11 protein-coding genes are annotated in these 17,323 nt (G+C 50.4%); 5 read left to right on the top strand and 6 right to left on the bottom strand.

What is annotated here, in order from left to right:
- Nucleotides 1-507: 507 nt before the first annotated feature.
- Both J3P34_RS11415 and J3P34_RS11410 read right to left on the bottom strand, forming a co-directional pair.
- Nucleotides 508-2,415, bottom strand: coding sequence for a DEAD/DEAH box helicase (locus tag J3P34_RS11415; RefSeq protein WP_210488815.1), 1,908 nt, complete (start codon nt 2,413-2,415; stop codon nt 508-510).
- A gap of 920 nt (nt 2,416-3,335) precedes the next feature.
- Complete coding sequence (locus J3P34_RS11410) at nt 3,336-4,097, bottom strand: SOS response-associated peptidase (RefSeq protein ID WP_210488813.1); 762 nt, start codon at nt 4,095-4,097, stop codon at nt 3,336-3,338.
- 244 nt (nt 4,098-4,341) lie between these two features.
- Here J3P34_RS11410 and J3P34_RS11405 point away from each other — a divergent pair, with 244 nt between their 5' ends.
- Nucleotides 4,342-5,106, top strand: a complete 765-nt coding sequence (locus J3P34_RS11405) for a hypothetical protein (protein WP_210488811.1) — start codon at nt 4,342-4,344, stop codon at nt 5,104-5,106.
- 41 nt (nt 5,107-5,147) lie between these two features.
- Here J3P34_RS11405 and corA read toward each other — a convergent pair whose 3' ends face one another.
- Nucleotides 5,148-6,098, bottom strand: a complete 951-nt coding sequence (corA, locus tag J3P34_RS11400) for a magnesium/cobalt transporter CorA (RefSeq protein WP_210488809.1) — start codon at nt 6,096-6,098, stop codon at nt 5,148-5,150.
- A 389-nt stretch (nt 6,099-6,487) separates the two neighbouring features.
- Between corA and J3P34_RS11395 the strand changes: the two genes are divergently transcribed.
- From J3P34_RS11395 to J3P34_RS11380, 4 genes are all read left to right on the top strand, one after another.
- Complete coding sequence (locus tag J3P34_RS11395) at nt 6,488-6,853, top strand: BlaI/MecI/CopY family transcriptional regulator (RefSeq protein ID WP_210464795.1); 366 nt, start codon at nt 6,488-6,490, stop codon at nt 6,851-6,853.
- A gap of 12 nt (nt 6,854-6,865) precedes the next feature.
- Nucleotides 6,866-9,277 carry a M56 family metallopeptidase gene (locus J3P34_RS11390; protein ID WP_210488807.1) on the top strand — a complete coding sequence of 804 codons (2,412 nt, stop codon included), beginning with the start codon at nt 6,866-6,868 and terminating at the stop codon, nt 9,275-9,277.
- A 1,094-nt stretch (nt 9,278-10,371) separates the two neighbouring features.
- Nucleotides 10,372-12,711, top strand: coding sequence for a TonB-dependent receptor domain-containing protein (locus J3P34_RS11385; protein ID WP_345890355.1), 2,340 nt, complete (start codon nt 10,372-10,374; stop codon nt 12,709-12,711).
- Nucleotides 12,712-13,027: 316 nt separating this feature from the next.
- On the top strand, nt 13,028-13,375 hold the full coding sequence (locus J3P34_RS11380) for a hypothetical protein (protein WP_210464792.1): 348 nt from the start codon (nt 13,028-13,030) through the stop codon (nt 13,373-13,375).
- A 92-nt stretch (nt 13,376-13,467) separates the two neighbouring features.
- Here the strand turns inward: J3P34_RS11380 and J3P34_RS11375 are convergent, their stop codons facing one another.
- From J3P34_RS11375 to J3P34_RS11365, 3 genes are all read right to left on the bottom strand, one after another.
- Nucleotides 13,468-13,722, bottom strand: coding sequence for a hypothetical protein (locus tag J3P34_RS11375; protein WP_210488802.1), 255 nt, complete (start codon nt 13,720-13,722; stop codon nt 13,468-13,470).
- 240 nt (nt 13,723-13,962) lie between these two features.
- Nucleotides 13,963-16,389 carry an ABC transporter permease gene (locus J3P34_RS11370; RefSeq protein ID WP_210488800.1) on the bottom strand — a complete coding sequence of 809 codons (2,427 nt, stop codon included), beginning with the start codon at nt 16,387-16,389 and terminating at the stop codon, nt 13,963-13,965.
- A gap of 93 nt (nt 16,390-16,482) precedes the next feature.
- Nucleotides 16,483-17,187, bottom strand: coding sequence for an ABC transporter ATP-binding protein (locus tag J3P34_RS11365; RefSeq protein ID WP_210488798.1), 705 nt, complete (start codon nt 17,185-17,187; stop codon nt 16,483-16,485).
- Nucleotides 17,188-17,323 lie beyond the last annotated feature (136 nt).

The raw sequence follows: 17,323 nt of genomic DNA, 5'->3' as shown, positions 1-17,323 counted from the left end.
TGCTCTTTTTCAGTTCCATAGCTTTTCCCGGCACTCACGTTTTTCCAGCGTCTTTTCCCTTGGTACGGCAAAGAAACATGTTTTCACCAACTGGTTCACGCCTTCTAACATTACCAGAAATTGTAGAGACTAGGCACCGCCTTGTCTCCCAAAGTTCATCACGCTACTAACTGAAACAACAAAAAGGGCACCCATGAGAGGTGCTTTATATTATCGTTGTTCGCCAATCTTAATATCCTGCCTGCTGTTGTTGGTGTTTTCAAAAACAACCACAAAGTTTACTCTTAATTTAGCCTCAACCTTTTGCTTATTCCAATCTAGTCCTATATAGCGGCTATTTTCCTAAAACCTGATCTAAAACGTTGAGGTAGGGGCAAAAAAAATCGCGGTCTCTTCTGGACCGCGATTTTTTTAAAACAGATACTAAACCCTTTATTAACTTTTAAGCTCTGTCCCTCATTTAAACGGAGGGTCTGTAGCCAGGGTTACAGTATTGGGAATTTTTTTTTAGAAATCTCTTCTTTTTCTTTCCCGGAAGCCGCCGCCGCTGTTTCCGCGGTCACGGTCTCCTCCGCCGAAGCTTCTGCCACCGCGGTCACCGCCACCGTAGCTTCTTCCGCCACGGTCGCCACCGCGGTCTCTGTCGCCACCGTAAGAACGGCCGCCACGATCGCCACCACGGTCTCCGCCGTAGCCGCCTCTGCTTCCTCCGCGGTCGCCGCCGCGGTCACGGTCTCCACCACCGCCGCGGTTGAAAGGTCCATCGTAGAATTTCTTTCTAGGACGGTCTTCCAGTTCCTGCAGCTCACGGCCACCTTCGGCTGGATCCATGTTTTTCTTCTCGGCTTTCTGGAACTTCACGGTCATGCCGTTGATTTCAGTAACCGCTAAGCGCTCCAGAATCTCAGAAGTGTACTCGGTTGGTACCTCAATAAAGCTGAAACGGTCATACAAATCTATGTCACCTACTTTGCCGCCCGGGATGCTGGTGTTATCTGTGAGGATATCTACCAGGTCTTTGGGGTGCAGACGGTCTTTCTTGCCCAAGGTCACGAACAAACGGTCGAAACCTGGTTTAGGACCACCTTTGCCTTCAGCGGCCTCGGCGCTCTTTTCTTTGTTCTTGGTGTCTTTCATCACCAGTTTCAACAAAGCTGCGGCAATGTCAATGGTGGTGAAATCCTGATCCACAAGGCGTTCAATTTTAAGGATGTGCTTAGATAAGCCACCTTTCTGAATAACCTCTTTCACCTGATCCAACACCAAGGTGGTGCGCACTTCGGCCACGTCCTCGTAGGTAGGAACGTTCTGACGAACGATCTTGGCTTTGGTGAAGCGCTCAATGTCGCGCAGTTTGTACAGGTCACGACCCGCTACAAACGAGAACGCTTTTCCTGATTTACCGGCACGGCCAGTACGCCCGATGCGGTGTACGTAGTTTTCTTCGTCCTGTGGCAGGTCATAGTTGATCACGGCCTCCACGTTGTCCACGTCAATACCGCGGGCAGCTACGTCAGTGGCCACCAGGATTTCCAGGGTACCCGCTTTGAACTTAGTCATCACGTTGTTCCGCTGGTTCTGGTTCAGGTCACCATGCAAACCATCGGCGAAGTAGCCACGGGCCTGCAGGTTGCTCACCAGCTCGTCTACCATGCGTTTGGTATTACAGAAGATGATCACCACTTTGAAATTGTACATGTCAATGAGGCGAGTGGTTACTTCCATCTTGCCGCCGCTGCGTACTTCAAAGTAGATCTGCTCAATGTTGGTTACGGTCAGCTGCTGCTGGGTCACCTTCACCACCTCTGGGTTGGTCTGGTACTTGCGCGTCAGCTCCATGATGGGCTTACTCATAGTAGCAGAGAAGAAGATGGTCTGACGATCTTCCGGCATGTGGCTCAGCACGAACTCAATGTCCTCTCTGAAACCCATGTCCAGCATTTCGTCGGCCTCATCAAGAATGATCTTCTTGGTGTTCTCCAACTGCAGGGTTCCCCGCTCAATATGGTCCATCACGCGACCGGGCGTCCCGATCACGATCTGTACCCCTTGTTTGAGGGCGCGTAACTGGCGCTCATAGGGCTGACCTCCATAGATAGGCACTACGCTGATGCCTTTTTTGTATTTAACCAGTTTTTGGATCTCTTCCGATACCTGAATGGCCAACTCGCGGGTGGGGCACAGGATCAGAGCCTGCACGTCACGGTTGTTTGGGTCAATGGCCTCAATGGTAGGGATAGCGAAGGCAGCCGTTTTACCGGTACCTGTCTGGGCCTGACCAATAACGTCACGACCTTCCAGCAACACCGGAATAGCGGCGGTCTGGATGGGGGAAGCTTCTTCGTAACCTAAATCCACGATCGCACGCTGGATTTCTTCCGATAGAGGAAGCTCCTGGAATTTAATTCTTTCCATCAATTATTATGTATGATATATAAATGCAATACACCTGCCCTAGGGTATTCGTCATTTATCAAGATTTCGTTGCGGGAATCCGCACAGAGGATTGCTTGAGAAGTGCCTTATTGCCAAAAATGAGACCAAACGGAGTCTCGGCGTGTATTGTGGTGCAAAGGTACGCAAAAAAATAGTCACGTCCTAATATATAAAAGAAACCGGCCAATATAACGCAAAAAGTTGAAGGCCTATTTTATTGATATCATATATTATGGCTTTTTACTGAAAATTGGGCAGAAAAATGGGATTAGTTTGCTGGCTTTGAAAAGGAATGGAAGGATCTGCTTGGATAATCACTCCTATTACAGGGGCAATGCCAGATTAAACAACTTTGGTCTTATGCTTAAGTTGCAGCTACGGAAAAGTATGCTTTTAAGGCTATTGCCTCACGGCAGTTGCAAACTGCCGGTCATTTTAGGTCCAAGTCGCAGACTTGAACCATGTCATAGTATTTAGAAGACGCTCGCAGGACCTCCGGACGCTGCGAGGTCTGAGGCGTTCCTGCCGGTGCATTCCTTTATCCAGCCTTTCGGTGGAGCGCCTTGTCAGGTTCCGGTGCCGTGAGGCATTGCGACCTTAAGGGAGCAAAGGAAGCTGGCGCAGCGCGAGGCTGGAAGGCGGGGCCCCGCGGCCGTGAGCGCACGGAGCCCAGATGCAACAACCAGCTTATAAACCCACCCAAACAGCAGCGCCACGCCAGCGAAAGCGGACTACGCACGCACGACAAAACAATCCAAGAACAAAAGGAGAAATCAGCAGAAGAGATCTGCTTGTGTAATCATCCCCCTAACCCATTAAAAGGAAGACTCTCTCCAAAAGTAGATTTCCGTTTAGAGCCTTAAATCCACAAAGCACCATTAAAACACTAACTCTGGAGCTTATCTTGAATTCAGCGCTGGCGCTACATAATTCCCTAAAACACTCTCCCGCTCATCAATGGCCATGACTCGCATCTGTTGGGGATCATAAGGTTGCAGCACTTCATACCACTGGCGTTCCTGCAAGCGGTTATTGAGCCAGATGTCCTCGCTTTGGGGCGAGAGGATAACGGGCATACGGTCGTGGTAAGGCATAACGGCGCTGTTGGCCTGAGTGGTGATGATACTGAAGTAAGGCACCAGTTCTCCGGTATCGGGGAGCAGGCTTTCGCGCCAGAGACCGGCCAACCCAAAGGGTTCTTCGTTTTTAAGCGTGAACCGGTATTTCTGTTTTTGGGGCTTGGCTTTTTTGGCCCGGCTTTTCTCCTCTTTGCTTCTGATGGGGTTACCAAACAAGTCTAAGCCAAGGTCTGGCAGCGGAGAAGGCGTGGGTTCTTCTGGTTCTTCCTCCAGTTCTTTCCATTCGAAGAATCCGTCAATGGGGATGATGCACCGGTGGTTGGGCAACAGCGCCCGGAACCGCGGAATGCGCAGCAGATTTTCTTGCCTTACATTGAAGGGAAAGGTAGGCTTGCCATCTGGTTCTTTCTCCGGCGAGGCCCAGGTAGCCATGATCGCTTTTTCGGCATCGGGGATGATGACCGGCAGTTTCTGGGAAGGCCGGGCATCAAAATTCGGCTCAAACACCAGTCCTTCCAATTTGGATGAAAACCGGTGTTCCTGGGGTACTTTCTTCTTGCTCACTGAGTATCGGCCACACATAAGCTTTGGGTTTAAGGCTCAACAGATAAGGAAATATACGCTTTTGCGGGTGCATTGGCAAAGAAGCAGACCTTACAAGCACCTATCTCCCTGCCGGTCAATGCATTTTGTTTAAGGGCTCTTTTTATAAAATCAGGCTTTAAACAGAACAGAGGCGAGAAGAAAGCCCAAAAAACCATTAGCACTCCAGGCTTAGCCAAACATTGTGCATCTTCGTGGTTCAGGAATTCCGTTTAACGTTTCTATGAACCAATTTGTCTCCCGAGATGCCGCTGCCCAGGTGCTGCAGAATATAAAGGACTTGGCCTTGCGAGCCACCTATGACTATGAAAAGCACCGGGTGATACTTTTAGACGATAAAGGAGACGAGCAGGTGTTTTTCAGGCTGCCCATCACCCTGCCGCCCCTAAAGCAGGATCTCACCCCTAGTACAGACAAGCCGCTACAGTACGTGATACTGCTCATCCAGGCGGGTAACTGCGCGATGGGATTATTTAGAAACGGCGTGAACCTGAACCACAAGGTGTTCCGGTCTTACATGGTCCGGAAGAAGCAGGGTAAGAGCCAGATCAAATACCTGAAGACGAAGGGCAAATCACGGGCGGGCTCCCGGGTGCGGCTGGGCGAAACGGCAGAGTTCTTCGAGAACATCAACGGACGATTGCAGGACTACTTTGACGACCTTGAAATTCACCGCATCGCGCTGAGCTGCTCCAAAACGCTGCTACCCTTTCTGTACGACGCCAAAGTGCCCACCCCGTTTGGGAAACGCGATGAACGTATCTTCAAAATCCCGAAGCACATCCACACGCCCATTTACGAGGTGATGATGAACGCCAACAGGTTTTTGCTTAGAGGCGAACTGATTTTCGAGCCCAGTAACCAGGATCTCATCCAGCAACTGCTTCCGGAAGGTTATGGCCAGGAAGAACTGGAGGACGACTTACCTGAGGAGGATTATGAAGACGATGACTTTTATGGAGAAGATGACTTTGAGGAGTACGGATAACCCTTTGTTACTTTCTCCTCAAGCCGTTCACCCAAGACGTTTTACAGCCACTTCTTTCGCTTAAAGTACCATAGGAACGCCAGTGAGGAGATTACCATCATAATTAATGCAAACGGGTACCCTCCTACCCATTCCAACTCTGGCATTACTTTGAAGTTCATGCCGTAGATGCTGGCAATTAAGGTGGGTGGCATGAACACCACGGTCATTACCGTGAAGATCTTGATGACCTGGTTTTGCTCAATGTTCACCAAACCCAGGAACGTGTTCTGCAGGTACTCCAGACGCTCAAAGCTGAACTGGGTATGCTGCAAAAGCGAGTTAATGTCTTTGATGATGGTGCGCAGACGTTCTTTCTCGGGTTCTTCCACGGCGTAGCTACGCAAAAGGGAGGATACCAGACGCTGCTTATCCACGATGCTCTCCCTGATAAGGATGGTATTTTCCTGGAGCTCGGTGATCCTGATCAGGATTTCCTCCTCAATGGACTGCTCTTTCACCAGGCGTTTACTCACCACGTTGGTGGTGCGGGTGAGCAACTCAATAAAGTCGGCGTCATAGTCAATCTGGGTTTCCAGAAGCAGAAGCCAGATCTGAATGGCCTTGGTGGTGGTGCTCCGGAAGGTCTTCATCTTGCGCACCGTCTCCCCGAAGGACTTCATCTCGGTGCGGCGCAGGGTGAACAGGATCTCGTTCTTCAGGATAAAGGAAACCTGGCGGGTGATGTAGGAACCCTCCTGGTGCATGACAAAGGCACTGTTGGCCTCAAAGATGTTATCATCCTCAAAGTAACGCGAGGAACTCTCAATCTCGGCGGCCTCCTGCTGGGTGAAGAACTCAATGCCAAACTCCTCCTCCACCAGGCGCTGCTCATGGTCAGTGGGCGACTGCAGGTCTATCCAGATAATGCGTCCTTTCTCCGGGTCATGGAAGCTCTCTGGGTTTTTCTCCCAATGTATCTCTCCCCCTTTTATATAGAAGCCTCTAATCATCTCTGCTCTCCTAGATTTAACCCGCGCCTGCCAAGCCCAAACCCGGTTTTATTCTGGATGCAAACTTATAGAATATTGTTTGCATGCCTACTATCTATCACCTCTGCTATTGCTTTAAAAAAGCTGTTTTAAGGGCATTTTTAAGCAATTCACCAAAGAGTACAGTTGCCTTTATTCTCAACCGCAACAAGAAGTAGGTCATTGTCTTCTGCAATCTTGCCCTCTTCTACGCCAAAGGCCTTTCACTGAATATGGAAACATCTTTTTTCCAGGATAAAAGTGCCTCCAAGGGCATTCAGCACATCTGCTCTCCTATTGCAATAGTTTTTCTACTAATTCATTAGGAGTTCTCCTAACTTATTAGTAGTATTGATTAAACAATTACCATTATGCAGAAACTAGGGAAAAGGGAAGAGCAGATCATGCAGATCATCTGGCGGTTAGAGAAAGCCTTCATCAAGGATATCATTGACGCGCTGCCAGAACCAAAACCGCACTACAACACCGTGGCCACCATGGTGAAGATCCTGGACGAAAAAGGCTTCCTGCGCTCAGAGAAAGTAGGCAACACCCTGCAGTACACGCCGCTGGTGCCCCTGGCCGAGTACCGTACCCAGGATGTGGCCAGCATCAAGCAGAAATACTTCGGGAATTCCTTCTCAAAGATGATCACCCATTTTGCGAAGGAAGAAAACCTCTCTGATGCTGAGTTAGACGAGCTTATCCAGATCATCAAATCCAAGAAATCATCCTAAATTCTGAAAGCCATGATAGAATACCTCCTCAAAGTTTCTTTCGTGATTGGCGTGGTTTTCCTGTTCTACAAGACAGTGCTGCAGCAGGAAAGCTTTTTCTCTACCAATCGGATGTACCTGCTGTGCGGCATCACGCTGGCATTTGCCCTACCTTTTGTCACGCTGCCTAAACTGGTAGACAACCAAGGGTTTATCTCGGAGGCGCTTAAAGTGACCCAGACGGCCGAGGCTGAAGCCGCGTCTGTTTTGCGCCCGAAATCTGAAAATCAGGCTCAAAACAGGTTAAGCACCGGGAAAGAAAACGTGGCTCCCAACCGGGAAACTGCACCCGAGGAGGTACTCAGCCCAAGACAACCGGTTGTAACGGCTACCACTCCTACCGTCGAGGTTGAAGCACCCACCACCTGGGTTTTCTGGCTTGTGTTGCTGTACCTGTTCGGGGTGGCGGTCTGTGGACTCAACCTGCTGTTCCAGGTCGCGGGCACCCTATGGAAAGCCATTCGTAGCCAAGACCGCATTGAAGACGGCGACTACGTGATTGTGAATGTAGAAAGCAAACAAGCTCCCTGCTCCTTCTTCAAGTACATCTTCATTCACCCAGACGACTATGACTTTGAGACCTATGAGCAGATCATCGCGCACGAAAAAATTCACGTGCGGCAGAACCACACCCTTGACTTGCTTTTAGCAGAGGTGGCCGTTACCCTGCTGTGGTTCAACCCTTTCATGTGGTATTTCAAAAAAGAGGTTGAAAAAAACCTGGAGTACCAGACAGATGCCCTGCTGCTGGAGAAAGAACAGGTAAGCAAAACCCAGTACCAGTTCAACCTGCTGCAGATTGCCTGCCCCAACAAGCCACTTTCCATCACCACCAACTATAACCAGTCACTTCTCAAACAACGCATATTCATGATGAACGCCAAGAAATCTACCCCGCATGCCTTCTGGAAATACTCCTTCCTGGCGCCGCTGTTCTTCGGGACGCTGCTGTTGTTGAACAAGCCTGCCACAAGCCAAACCATTCTGGATGAAGTTTCAGACGCCTACACTGCCGTGACCAGCAGAATGCCACAGGTTCCCTTGCTGTCATCTGACCCAGCACCTCTAAGCAGCCCTGAGGCAGAACCTTCGCCGCTCCCCGGGGGACAAAAATCCATCCTGACAGATGAAAACCTGCCGCCGCATCCTGGCAATCCGCAGGCCGCTGAATCTGTCCTGGAAGCAGGTAATCCGGGCAACAACCTCCCCGCGCCTCCCAAACTCAGGAACCGAATGAACATCATCGGCAGCGCCGATATGACTGAAGGTTTCTGGTACGGCCACGCCAACCAAAACGAGTACTGCCTGGACCTGAGAGGCAAAACCAATACCTCTAACTGGAACATCTCCCGGTGCTACCCTAAAAACGCCTTCTCCAAACAAGGCGACAACGTGTACCAGATCACCCGCGATGCGGGAACGCTGAAACTAACCGGCAACCTATCTGAGGAGGTAAGCCAGGGCAAATACGTCTTCACCCAGGATGATAGTTTTAGAGATTACCTGTTTAAGAAAGGCATTGCCAACCCTGAGGATAACTTCCTTTTCCACCTTTTCCTGGGGGATGTGAACAAAAAGTACGTCGATTTCCTGAAGTCCACCTATAACGATGTAGACGGTGACCGCCTGCAGGAAATTGCCATTCACGGCATCACCATGGACGCTTACCAGAATTACCTGGCTATGTTCAAGAAACACAGCGACAAGAAACCTTCCATGGAAGACGTGATCTCCGCCAGAATCCACGGCATCACCCAGGAATATGTGCAGCAACTGCAGGAAATGGGCTTCAAAAACCTTTCCATGGACAAGATGATGGAGGCCAAAATCCACGGCGTAACCCCGGCCTACGCAGACGGGCTCCGGAAAGCTGGGTTCAATGATCTTTCCATTGATAAACTCATTGAGGCAAAGATCCACGGCATCACTCCTTCCTACCTGACCGAAGTAAAATCCATGGGCTTCGGGGACTTTACCCTGGACAAATACATCCAACTGAAAATCCACGGCATCAATGCCGCCTACGTGAAGGACCTGAAATCAGCGGGGTTCAACAACCTGAGCCTGGACAAAGTGGTGGATGCCAAAATCCATGGGGTGAACGCCAAGGCCGTGGAAGAGCTGAGAGCATACGGCTTCAAAGACCTGTCTTTAGACAAGTACATGGAACTGAGAATCCATGGCGTCAACAAAGTCTATTTGGATGATCTAGCCAATGCCGGTTTCAAAAACCTGCCAGCGGACAAAGCCATTGAGGCCAAAATCCACGGGGTCAACAGCGACTTCATCAAAAAAGCCAGCCAAGAAGGCTACAACCTCAAAACCCTTGACGAATACATCAACGTGAAGATTATGGGCATGGCCCGCAGATCAAAACGCGACTAAGTACAATAAATTTAATGGCAGTAAATGCAGGCAGGTGTTTTGAGGCTGATTTTGAAGAAGCAGGCTTAAAGATCAGCCTCAAAAGGCTGGCAATAGGCCACCTGCACTAAGTGTGCCATGGTGATAACACCAACAGGGGTTGGCGTTTCTTAAAGGTATAACTAAAGAAAGTAGAGGTTTTGCATGTGGACGTCTTTTCGGGTAGCTGCGGGTTATTGCGGAGGACCCGCCGGGGACAAGGCATGCCTTGTCTCTACATGATCAGGTACTCCGAGAAGACACCACAATCACCTGTTTCCTGCGACAGGCCTGGGCGAAGGCCTACAGTGAGGCCGAGGCCCGGCCTGCCGCACGGATGAACTGTTCAACCAGTAATGGCCTGCATTAGCTATGGAACAGAGGACGGCAGCGGGGTGGTACCCTTACTGAAGAAAAGACTGGTTGAGCGTCAGCGAGTTTCTTTTCTTCTTGATTCTTTTGGTTACTTTTCTCATCAAGGAGAAAAGTGACAAACGCCCGCAGACCGCGGCTGCAGCTAAGAGCCTTGGTAAGAAAAGAAGTAGGAAGTATAGGCAGAAGAAAGAGTGTCACGGAAGTAAACCCTTGCCATAGTCGTTTGAGGCTAACGCCTCACTGCAGTTGCAAACTGCAGACCATGGTAGGTCCATGTCACAAACTTGAACCAGGAAAGAGAAGAAAACGGATCACCGTACCTTAACACAATACAGTTTTTAAGCTTTATACCTCTTTTTCATAAAACAACCCGAAAACAAGAAGACAAGTTATTTGCACTTATTCCTTTAGAAAATATAACCAGCATTAAATCACCAAAAAGAACTCTCTTACCCTAATTGTCTAAAAAAAATATTAGCGCCCATGCAACTGATGAAATAAACCGGTGTCTTTAGAATACAAATAGCCGGTCTCATCAAAATCTAAATAAACTACAACTCTAGCTTATGAAAAAAAGATACCTCTTTTTTATGGGGCTGCTATGCCTATGCCTAAACTTTTTGGTGGAGGTGAAAGCACAGACAAACCCTGGTATAACACCTGCCACTACTGCTCAGAGCCCTGGAAAAATCTCCGGGGTGGTGACTGATTCCATAACCGGAAAACCAGTGCAGTACACTACGGTTTCTCTCCTGCGGAAAGGTTCCACCACCTCGCTGGACGGTACCCTTACCGATGCCCAAGGCCGTTTCACTTTTGCCGGGATAGCTGCCGGGGAGTACAGTTTGGCGTTCAGCTTTATTGGGTATGAGGCGGTTTCCAGGCACAACATCGTTCTTACAGATCAGAAACCCGAGGTTCATGTGGGCACGATAAAGCTGAAGGTAGCGGCTACCAAGTTGAAGGAGGTCACAGTGCAGGGTTTACGGCCTACCATTACCCAGGAAGCTGACAAAATGGTAGTGAGCGTGCAGGGCACGGCCTTGGCGGCCGGTAGAACCGCCTATGATGTGCTCACGCGGGCACCCGGCGTTTTCATTGACCAGGAAGGAAACATCCAACTCAACGGCCGGTCTGGCGTGACGGTTATGTTGGACGGCAAACTCACGTACCTATCTGCGCGGGATTTGCGGTCTTTACTGGAGGGCATGCCCGCCGAGAACCTCAAGAACATAGAAATCATCACCAACCCTTCGGCGAAGTTTGACGCGGAAGGCTCCTCTGGTATTCTGAACATTAACCTGAGGAAGAACGAGGTGCAGGGCATGAACGGCAGTATTTACGGCGGCTCTACGTATAACTTCAAGCAGGTGGGCTTCACGCTAGGCAGTACCTTCAACTATAAAACCGGCCCCTGGAATTCGTTCCTGAACCTGGACGTGGCCCGGCGTGTGGGTGGCCGCGAAGCCACTTTTACCCGTGTTTTTTACGGCGAGCAGAACACCACGTATTTTGACCAGGTGGCCACCGGAAACTTCGAGGTGCAGGGTCCGCCGGCCGTGCGGCTGGGCACCGATTATAACCTCACCGATAAGCACAGCATCGGCTTCATGACCTACTTCAACACGAACAAGCTGCATGGAGACTTCCTTACTGATACGTACATTGGCGGGGCTCCTAATGCAGCCACGCAGTACATCGATGCCAATAATTACAATACCAACCGGTTCACCAACTTTACCACCAACCTGCACTACCTAGGCAAACTGGATACCGCCGGCACTACCCTATCGGCGAACCTGGACTTTGTGCGGATCACGAACCGCGGCGATGCCAACTTCTACAACTACTATTTTGACCTCACCGGCACCAAGCGCGACAGCATAGACTTCCTCTACACCGATACGCCCAACGGTTACAACATTTACTCTGCGAAGGTAGATTACAGCCACCCGTTCTCCAGGGGTCGCAAAGTGGAGTTCGGGGCCAAAGCCAGCCGGGTAGCCTCAGACAATGACTCGCGCTTCTACTTCAACAACTCAGAGGCTCTGGTTCTGGACCCAAGACGCACAAACCATTTCATTTACGACGAAGACATCTATGCGCTGTATGCTAATTGGAGCAGCAAGTTAGGCGAGCGGTACAGCATTCAGGCGGGTTTACGAGCCGAGCAGACCGTTTCCCGGGGCGAGTCCCTCACCTATGACCAGGTGAACAAACGCGACTACCTGGATTTCTTCCCCAGCTTGTTCCTGCAGCAGAAGGTGAGTGAGAACTACCAGATCAACTATAGCTACAGCCGCCGGTTGCAGCGCCCCAACTACGGGAACCTGAATCCGTTCATCGCCTATCGTGACCCTTACACCTACTGGCAGGGAAATCCCGGTCTGCGGCCCCAGTACACCCACGCTTTCGGGGTAACCCAGACGTTCAAGAAAGATTACTCGCTGGTGGCCAATTACCAGCTGATCAGAGACGTGATGGCCGAGATCCCAATCCTAGATGTAGAACGGGCGCTCACCATCTATACCATCGGCAACGTAGATGATGGCCATAACCTCAGCCTCACCGCCAACATCCCCGTGAAAATTATGAAGAACTGGGATACCCAGAATACCGCACTAGTAACCTATAGCAAATACATGACCATGGTTGGCGAACAAAAAGCCACCAATGACCAGGTGTTCTACTCCTTTCAAACAAACCACAACCTGCTGCTGCCGGCCAAACTGAAAATGGAGATCAATGCGGGTTATCGTGGTCCGGCCGCCTATGGTTTGTACGAGGTCTATAGTCAGTGGTGGGTAAACGTGGGCTTCAAGAAAAGCTTCCTGGATGACAAGCTGGACCTGAGCGTGAATGCCAATGACATCTTCAAAGGTCAGCGCATCAAGGTGGGAACCATTGGCCGCAACATCAATGAATTTGACCAGTATTTCCGGGCCCGAAGCGTGGGCATCAACCTGCGGTATAATTTCAGCCGAGGCGCCAAATTTGATCCTAAACGCCAAAACAGTATTGATGAAGTAAACCGCACTTAGGGGTAGTAGTCTAAAAACACCCAATAAAACGCCTGCTACTTTCTTTTAGAAGCAGGCGTTTTTTATTGTATTAAGGAGAACCTCAAAAATTATTTAGAGATAAATAACCACTCATATTTCTCAAACCGACAATGACTTACATCTTTAGCAAGAACAATCTCTTCAAGCCCTAATACCTTTATCCCCTTATTTCCGTTTTCCTAATCGTATTCTTCAACTTAATTAAAACCGGCCAGCGGCTGAGGCAAAACTGTTCCTCCAAGCACGGCCTTGCAAATGTCAGAGGGCCAAAGAGGTTTTAATCTTATATTGCAGCATGTTTGCGAATGAACTACGGCTGGGCAACATAATTCTGGAAGCGGGCAAACCAGTTGCCCTGGATGCTCCCAGATTGATTTCTATCCTGAGCGGCGACGGGTCGGCTTTTGAACCTATGCCCCTCACGGAGGAATGGCTGTCTGGTGCCTCCTATAACCCCCTGGAGCACGAGTTCACCTTCCCGCAGCTAAGCCAGTGGGCCCTTGACCCCGAGTATAAAGAGATTGTCTTCAACGGCGGCTACATTGCCACCAGCGCCCCGGTAGAATACGTGCACCAACTCCAGAATTTCTTCTTCGTGATGACCGGCGAGGAATTGCCCCTTCCGCTGGAATCGTTCCAATAAAAAACGGCCCCAAAACACGTACTTCGTTTCAGGGCCGTTTTGTCTACATCTGCCTAGAAACAGAATAAAGGCAGCTCCCTAAAAGCTTTTCCTTAGTGCCGGGCTGCTTTCTCGGCTTCTTCTAAACCAGCTTCGGTGAGGCGGCAGAACAGGCTCATGTCTGGGGCGTGGTCAATCTGCACCAGTTTTTTAATCTGCAAATCCCGCATTTCCTGCTCAATCTCCCCTAGTGACAAGCCCGGGGTTTGCTGTGAAACAGCTGCGGCATTTATTGGCCAGCCCGTTTTACTTTCCTGGTCTTTCACCAGGGCATACATTGCTTTCAGAATTCTGCTTTCCTTTGCCATCGTTTATCTTTTTGTTGAACCTTGTCTTACGTTATAAGCCGAGGTGATGAAAGAGCATCGGCTGTTCTGAGGATGTACGGAAAAGGCTAAAGGAAGTACTACCCGCCACAGTGGTTCAATGCAAACAAGGAGAAAGCCACGTCAAAAAGGCTCCCGCGTTTTAAGCCTGTTTTTTGGAAAACAGACCCAAAACACAGGAGCCTTGAATTTGGAGCGAATCAGAGAAACGGAATAAAGAAATCAATCCATCCTCAGGTTTTTCACTGGGTTGAGGGTGGCGGCTCTGAGGGCCTGGTAACTGACGGTAAGGAAAGCAACCACCCCGGCCAATATCACCGCGGCCCCAAATACCCATAGCGGAATATCAATGCGGTAAGCGAAATCCTGGAGCCACTTGCTCATGGCATACCAGGCCAAAGGCATGGCAATCACCGCAGCAATCAGTACCAGTTTCAGGAACTCCTTGGACAGCAGGGTGACAATGGAAGAAGTCTCCGCTCCAAGGATTTTCCGGATGCCGATTTCCTTTTTCCGGCGCTCAGCCGCGTAAGCCGCTAACCCGAACAGTCCCAGGCAACCTACGAAAATGGCCATGCCGGTAAAGATCCAGAGCAGCGTTCTCAGCTTGTCCTCAGCCTTGTACATCACCTCAAAGTTATCGTCCATGAACTTGTACTCCACCGGGTAGTCGGGTGAGAAATTGTCCCAAACTGCTTTCACGTGGTTGATGGCCCCGGCCACGTTGCCGCCTTTCATCTTCACGGCCACTTTCCAGTTGGCGCCCGGGAAAATCTGCAGGATGGCGGGGTCTACTTTGTCAAAAAGACTCTTGAAATGGAAGTCTTTCACCACGCCAATCACCTCGCCTTTTTTGGTGGAGTCCTTCCGGGTGGCTCCCCAGATAGGCCATTCCATTTTCTGGCCCAGGGCTTTCTCCGGGGTCCCGAATCCCAGTTCCTTCACCGCGGTTTCATTGATCACGAAAGCCGCGTCTTTGTCGGTTGGGTGGTCTTTTGATAGCCAGCGGCCTGCCTGCATTTCCAGCCCCAGGGTTTTGATGTAATCATAGTCTACCATCAGGTGCGTAATGGAATGGTTCACCCGTTGGCCATCCTTGGTGATGTAGATGCCATCGCCGGCAGTGGCATCGCCCGGAAACCCGTACCCGATAGAGACACTCGCTATATCCGGGCTTTTCAGCAACTCGGTTTTAAAAGTCTCATAGTTCTGGTACATGTTATTGCCCCGCATCTCAAAGAACATGATCTGGTCTTTGTTGAACCCCAGGTCTTTGTTGTGCAGGAAACTCACCTGCTGGTACACCACTACGGCGCAGATAATGAGGAACACAGACAAGGAGAACTGCAGCACAATGAGGCTATGGCGTAACCAGGGCGTTTTACCCGGACCATTCGTACTCGCCAGGCCGCCCTTGAGCACGCTCACCGGTTTAAAGTTCGCCAGCACCAGGGCCGGGTATAGGCCGGCAAGGATGCCTACAATCAGTAAAAGACCCAGCAACAACAGCAACAGCCCCGGACTGGTGAAAACATTGAAGCTCATTTCCTTCTCGGTGAAGGCATTTAGTGAAGGCAACAGCAGAGAGGTAAGTGCCGCCGCGAACACTACACTGATGAAGGTGAGCAGCAGGGTCTCGCCCAGGAACTGAAGCATGAGCTGTCCGCGGCTGGCGCCGATGGTTTTGCGTACCCCCACCTCCTTGGCCCGCTGCAAAGATTTGGCGGTGGCAAGGTTCACGAAGTTAAAGCAAGCAATGACCAGGATGAAAACGGCAATCACGCTCAATGCCTTCACATAGGTAATGTTCCCGCGTATAGACTGGTCAAATTTGAAACTGGCCGAGTACAGGTGCACATCCCGCAGAGGCTGGAAAACCGGCTCATAGTTGTGCGGCTTATGGGTCTCGGGGTCAATCTGCTTTTTAACCTCCGCCCTGAACTTGGTTTGCAGCAAATTGGCATCGGCACCTTTCTTCAGTTTAACATAAGTATAGAACTGTTGCCAACCCCAGCTTTTCATGCGTTCCGGTTCAAGCTGCATAATGGCCAGGTTCACCACAAAGTTAACCGGTATATGAAACTTGGGATTGCTTTCAAATACCCCCTTCACCAGAAAGGAGGATTTGTCAATGGAGATTTTCTTGCCCACTGGGTCCACGTTCCCGAACACCCGACCGGCGAACTTGTCTGAGATCACTACTGAGGTTGGATCATCCAGGGCTTTCTCCGGGGAGCCGTAAATAAACTTAAGCGGAAACACCTGGAAGAAAGTAGGGTCAGAAATCAAACCGCCTTTTTCATACATCCGCTTGTCACCAAACTCCACCAGGCTCTTTCCTTCCCACGGCTGCATAATGATGCGCAGGACCGTCTCGGCCTCTGGGAAGTTCTCTTGAATGGTGGTACCAAACATAGGCGGCACACAGGTGATCTGGTCGGTAGATTCCTCAGAGGTCACATTGTTGTAGACCCGGTACACCCGGTCGCCCTGGGGCAGGAATTTGTCATACTGCAGTTCATCGTACACAAACAAACCCAGCAGCAGGCAGGCCGTAAGGCCTAAAGCCAACCCGGCAATATTGATGAAGCTGAAACCCTTGTGCCGCAGCAGGTTTCTATAGGCTATCTTAAAGTAGTTCTGGAACATATAACTGGTCTTTCAAAGGGTCTTGTAAAGAAAATAAGTAGGGATTAGTAAAGGTAGAGGTAGTTCTGTTACCTTCCATCGGGCTGAAGCATTCTACAGAACCATGGATGCCTGGGCTTGGCTAACCGTGGCTTCGGTCATGATGGTCTGGCCGTCCAGCATTCTGATGATGCGGTGGCTATAACGGGCGTCGTGCTCTGAGTGGGTGACCATAATGATGGTGGTGCCCTGACGATTGAGTTCAGAGAGCAGGTCCATGACCTCGTTGCCGTTGCTGGAATCCAGGTTTCCGGTAGGTTCATCGGCGAGGATGAGCGGCGGCTGGTTCACCACGGCCCGGGCCACGGCCACCCGTTGCTGCTGCCCACCCGAGAGCTGTTGCGGGTAATGGTTCATGCGGTGTGTGATCTGCACTTTCTCCAGCACCTCCTCTACCCGGCGGCGGCGCTCTGGGTTCTTCATGCCCAGGTAGATCAAAGGCAGCTCCACGTTCTCAAACACGGTGAGTTCGTCAATGAGGTTGAAGCTCTGGAACACAAACCCGATGCTGCGTTTGCGTAGATCGGCGCGCTGGCGCTCTGAGAATCGGGCTACCTCGGTGCCGTTGAATACCAAGCTCCCCGCATCGGGATCGTCCAGCAAGCCCAGCAAATTCAGCAGGGTGGATTTTCCGCAGCCCGAGGGGCCCATGACAGCTACAAACTCTCCGGCTTTTACCTCCAGGTTCACCTTGTTCAGGGCGGTTGTATGGATTTCATCGGTGCGGTACACTTTCTCTAAGTTCTGGGTCTGTATCATAGGTGTAGGTCTGGTTTGAGATTCCTACCTCAGAATATACAGAACAAATGCCAGAATCGCTTCTCGCACATTTTCAACTACTTACACATTAAACGCACTAACCGCGCGTGCAAATTCGCTCCCAATGTGTGCGATT

The sequence above is a fragment of the Rufibacter aurantiacus genome, from assembly GCF_017916345.1.
GTDB lineage: Bacteria > Bacteroidota > Bacteroidia > Cytophagales > Hymenobacteraceae > Nibribacter > Nibribacter roseolus.
The sequence above is the reverse complement of the archived record's forward strand: the minus strand, read 5'-3'. Positions and strand labels throughout refer to the sequence as shown.

Excerpts from the sequence above, each read along its gene's own strand:
- J3P34_RS11415 (WP_210488815.1), bottom strand. The coding sequence starts at position 2,415 with ATGGAAAGAATTAAATTCCAGGAGCTTCCTCTATCGGAAGAAATCCAG.
- J3P34_RS11375 (WP_210488802.1), bottom strand. The coding sequence starts at position 13,722 with ATGGCAAAGGAAAGCAGAATTCTGAAAGCAATGTATGCCCTGGTGAAA.
- J3P34_RS11410 (WP_210488813.1), bottom strand. The coding sequence starts at position 4,097 with ATGTGTGGCCGATACTCAGTGAGCAAGAAGAAAGTACCCCAGGAACAC.
- J3P34_RS11395 (WP_210464795.1), top strand. The coding sequence starts at position 6,488 with ATGCAGAAACTAGGGAAAAGGGAAGAGCAGATCATGCAGATCATCTGG.
- J3P34_RS11380 (WP_210464792.1), top strand. The coding sequence starts at position 13,028 with ATGTTTGCGAATGAACTACGGCTGGGCAACATAATTCTGGAAGCGGGC.
- corA (WP_210488809.1), bottom strand. The coding sequence starts at position 6,098 with ATGATTAGAGGCTTCTATATAAAAGGGGGAGAGATACATTGGGAGAAA.
- J3P34_RS11365 (WP_210488798.1), bottom strand. The coding sequence starts at position 17,187 with ATGATACAGACCCAGAACTTAGAGAAAGTGTACCGCACCGATGAAATC.
- J3P34_RS11370 (WP_210488800.1), bottom strand. The coding sequence starts at position 16,389 with ATGTTCCAGAACTACTTTAAGATAGCCTATAGAAACCTGCTGCGGCAC.
- J3P34_RS11405 (WP_210488811.1), top strand. The coding sequence starts at position 4,342 with ATGAACCAATTTGTCTCCCGAGATGCCGCTGCCCAGGTGCTGCAGAAT.
- J3P34_RS11390 (WP_210488807.1), top strand. The coding sequence starts at position 6,866 with ATGATAGAATACCTCCTCAAAGTTTCTTTCGTGATTGGCGTGGTTTTC.